The organism is Bradyrhizobium sp. (assembly GCF_049586575.1).
Taxonomy (GTDB): Bacteria; Pseudomonadota; Alphaproteobacteria; order Rhizobiales; family Xanthobacteraceae; genus Bradyrhizobium.
This window is the reverse complement of record NZ_JBAVCF010000242.1, coordinates 1-3,710: the sequence shown is the minus strand read 5'-3', so window position 1 is coordinate 3,710 and position 3,710 is coordinate 1. Positions and strand designations below refer to the sequence as shown.

The following is a 3,710-nucleotide window of genomic DNA, read 5'->3' as shown; positions in this document are numbered from 1 at the left end:
GCTCGGGATCATGCAGGCCTGCCTCGACGTGGTGATGCCCTATGTGCACGAGCGCAAGCAGTTCGGCCAGCCGATCGGCAGTTTCCAGCTGGTGCAGGGCAAGATCGCCGACATGTACACGACGATGAACGCCTCGCGCGCCTATGTTTATGCGGTGGCGAAGGCCTGCGACCGCGGCGAGACCACGCGGGAGGACGCCGCCGGCGCGATCCTTTATGCCGCGGAAAAGGCGACGCAATGCGCGCTGGATGCGATCCAGTTGCTCGGCGGCAACGGCTATATCAACGACTACCCCACCGGGCGTCTGCTGCGCGATGCCAAGCTTTATGAAATCGGCGCCGGCACTTCTGAAATCCGCCGGATGTTGATCGGACGCGAGCTATTCGAGAAATCGGCTTAAAGGCGGATCAACCGGGAACGACGCGCGAGCGTAGAAATGGATTCCGGGCCTGCGCCTTCAGGCGCATCCCGGAATGACGGTGGCGGATGTTACCGCACCACCACCAGCGTGCCGACCGAGACGCGGTTGTATAGATCGGTGACGTCCTCGTTGGTCATGCGGATGCAGCCGGAGGACACAGCGTGGCCGATCGTCTCGGGTTCATTGGAGCCGTGGATGCGATAGAGCGTGGAGCCCAGGTACATCGCGCGTGCGCCCAGCGGATTTTCGATGCCGCCGGCCAAATAGCGCGGCAGGTCGGGACGGCGGGCGCGCATCTGCGCCGGCGGGGTCCAACTCGGCCACTCCCTTTTCGCGGTGATATGATGCCTGCCGCTCCAGCCAAAGCCGTCGCGGCCGACGCCGATGCCGTAACGCAGCGCCTCGCCATTGCCGAGGATCAGATAAAGCCGCCGTTCCGACGTCGAGATATAGATGCTGCCCGGCGGCTGCCTGACCGGTGCGCTGACTCGTTCGCGCGGGATCGGACTTGAGCCGCCGCCGTAATAGTCGGAGCCGGGGCCGTAATAGGGATAAGCGCGCCCGGGCTGCGGCTGCTGTCGCTGCTGCTGGCGTCCGAAATTGAAAAAGTCGTCGTCCATGGTGGCGCGGGCGGGTGCGACGCTAACCAGCAACATCAACGCCACGGCCAGAAAGGCAAATGTCCGGGTCATCAGATTCCTCCGGCAACGTTAACGGATCAAGCAGGCCATATCGCAGGTGTTTTCGCAAGCAAACGTGGCGAATTTCGAAAGGTGCGGTTAAAATTGCGCTCGGTGTGTACCGGCGATAGCAGCCATGCGCTTAGGACCCCGGTTGACCCCTCCCGACCCCTTTGACGAACCGCGTCAGGAATGATTGATCTGATGCCATTGAAAAAGCTGGAATCGCCAACGGGAGCTGGAGAATGAACGGTGCGGAAAGTCTGGTGCGGACCCTGGTCGCAGGCGGGGTCGACGTCTGCTTCACCAATCCCGGCACCTCCGAGATGCATTTTGTCGCAGCGCTGGATCGCGTCGAGGGCATGCGCTGCGTGCTCGGCCTGTTCGAAGGCGTGGTGACGGGGGCAGCCGACGGCTATTTCCGCATGAAGGGGACGCCGGCCTCGACGCTGTTGCATCTGGGTCCCGGTCTCGCCAACGGGCTTGCCAACCTGCACAACGCCAAGAAGGCGCATTCCGGCATCGTCAACATCGTCGGCCAGCACGCTACCTACCACATCGGCTTCAACGCCCCGCTGACCTCCGACATCGAGGGCCTGGCGCGGCCAATGTCGGAATGGGTGCGCACCTCGCCGAACGCCAAGTCCGTCGCGGCCGATGGCGCCGCGGCGATTGCCGCGGCCAAGAGCTCCCCGCCGCAGATCGCAACCCTGATCCTGCCCGCCGATACCGCCTGGAACGAGGCCGACGGCATCGCGCAGGTGACGCCGCCGAAGCAGCAGCCGGGCTTTTCCGCCGACGCCGTCGAGAAGGCGGCCAAGGTGCTGCATTCCGGCGGCACGCAGAATCTCCTGCTGATCACCGGCAACGCGCTCACCGAACGGGGTCTGGCGCTGGCACAACAGATTGCCGGCAAGACCGGCTGCAAGGTGATGGGCCAGACCTATCATCCGCGCATGGCGCGCGGCCGCGGCCGCTTCTCGATCGACCGCATTCCCTATGTGATCGAGCAGGCGCTGCCGCTGCTGAAAGATTTCAAGAACATCATCCTGGTCGAGGCCAACGACCCGATCGCCTTCTTCGCCTATCCGAACAAGCCGAGCCATCTCAAGCCCGAGGGCTGCGAGGTTCAGCGCATGACGGCCTGGGGCGAGAATTCGGTCGCGGCGCTGGAAGCGCTTGCGGACGCGCTCGGCGCCAAGCCGTCCGACGTCAAGCCGCAACAGCTCGCCGAACTGAACAAGCCAACCGGGCCGCTCAACCATGCCTCGATCGCGCAGGCGATAGCGTGCGCGATTCCCGAAAATGCTGTTATCGTCGACGAATCCATCACGACGGGGCGCGGCTTCTTCCCGCCGACGGCGGCGGCAGCGCCCCATGACTGGTTGCAGAACATGGGCGGATCGATCGGCTTTTCGACGCCGGTGGCGACGGGAGCCGCGGTCGCCTGTCCTGATCGCAAGGTGATCTGCATGGTTGGCGACGGCAGCGCGATGTACACCATCCAGTCGCTGTGGACGCAGGCGCGCGAAGGCCTCAACGTCCTCACGATCGTGTTCGCGAACCGCATCTACCAGATCCTGCGCGGCGAATTCGACGGTGTCGGCGCCGGCTCGCCCGGTCAGCGCGCCATGGACATGCTGAAGATCGACAAGCCAACCATCGATTTCGTTGACCTCGCCAGAGGCATGGGTGTCGAGGGCCGCGCGGTCACCACCGCGGACGAATTCAACAAGGCGCTTGCAGATTTTGTCCCCGCCAAGGGACCGCGGCTGATCGAAGTGCGGTTCTGAGAGCTGTCGCCGGATCTTGTGTGGTGAAAGCGTGGGTCGTCATTGCGAGGAGCAACGCGACGAAGCAATCCATTCTTCCTTAGTGCGCTGGATTGCTTTGCGGAGCCTGTCATCGGGCGCGCATTCGCGCGGCCCGTTGGCTCGCAATGACGGGGTGTATCCTTGAGGGTCAGATGCGTACCGAGCTGGACAAGGTGGTCGCCGCGCTGAAGGAGTTTTATGCGAGCGAGGCGTTCCTGTTCGAGCACGATCTCGGCGAGCGTACGCTGACGCATCGGCTCGCCCTGCACTTGCAGAGGCAGTTTCCGGATTTTGAGGTCGATTGCGATTTCGACCGGCTCGGTGAGCGAACGCTGCAATTGCCGCACGGCTCGATCGTCTCGACCGACGATCATCTCGGCAAGTCGGTCTATCCTGATATCGTCGTGCATCAGCGCGCCGTTCCCAACAACCTGCTCGCGATCGAGGTGAGAAAAGCCACCAATCATCAGCCGCTCGAGCACGACCGGCACAAGCTGCGCGCCTTGACCGATCCGCATATCTGGTTCGCTTACTGGATCGGCGTGCTGGCGACGCTGGGGAAGACCGGCGTCATTTCGCCGGAGGTCTATGTGGCGGGCAAGCCCCATGACGAGCTTTCCGGCTTTCTGGCTCAGCGGCTGAAAGAGGCGGGCCTCGCGTAAGCGCCGCTAGAGCTCCGATTCCGAAGTTCGCACGGTATCGCGGCAACCTCCGATGCGAGCTTCGGAATCAAAGGAGCTCTAGTAACTTATTGATTCTAGTGCGGCCTTGAATTTGAAGTTCCTATAAAGCGAT

General features: G+C 63.0%; 4 protein-coding genes. 3 read left to right on the top strand and 1 reads right to left on the bottom strand.

Annotated features, from left to right (window positions below; translation table 11 throughout):
* Positions 1-400 (top strand): acyl-CoA dehydrogenase family protein (locus WB528_RS09325; RefSeq protein WP_423888131.1); only part of this gene is annotated, 400 nt, incomplete at its 5' end.
* A gap of 89 nt (positions 401-489) precedes the next feature.
* On the opposite strand, the gene WB528_RS09320 is transcribed toward WB528_RS09325, so the two are convergent.
* Positions 490-1,113: a L,D-transpeptidase gene (locus WB528_RS09320; protein WP_423888129.1), complete on the bottom strand. Its 624-nt coding sequence runs from the start codon at positions 1,111-1,113 to the stop codon at positions 490-492.
* A 233-nt stretch (positions 1,114-1,346) separates the two neighbouring features.
* Here WB528_RS09320 and WB528_RS09315 point away from each other — a divergent pair, with 233 nt between their 5' ends.
* Together WB528_RS09315 and WB528_RS09310 are read left to right on the top strand one after the other, a co-directional pair.
* Positions 1,347-2,894, top strand: a complete 1,548-nt coding sequence (locus WB528_RS09315; protein ID WP_423888128.1) for an acetolactate synthase large subunit — start codon at positions 1,347-1,349, stop codon at positions 2,892-2,894.
* 173 nt (positions 2,895-3,067) lie between these two features.
* Complete coding sequence (locus tag WB528_RS09310; protein ID WP_423888127.1) at positions 3,068-3,577, top strand: hypothetical protein; 510 nt, start codon at positions 3,068-3,070, stop codon at positions 3,575-3,577.
* The last annotated feature ends 133 nt before the right edge of the window (positions 3,578-3,710 follow it).

Excerpts from the sequence above, each read along its gene's own strand:
- WB528_RS09310 (WP_423888127.1), top strand. The coding sequence starts at position 3,068 with ATGCGTACCGAGCTGGACAAGGTGGTCGCCGCGCTGAAGGAGTTTTAT.
- WB528_RS09320 (WP_423888129.1), bottom strand. The coding sequence starts at position 1,113 with ATGACCCGGACATTTGCCTTTCTGGCCGTGGCGTTGATGTTGCTGGTT.
- WB528_RS09315 (WP_423888128.1), top strand. The coding sequence starts at position 1,347 with ATGAACGGTGCGGAAAGTCTGGTGCGGACCCTGGTCGCAGGCGGGGTC.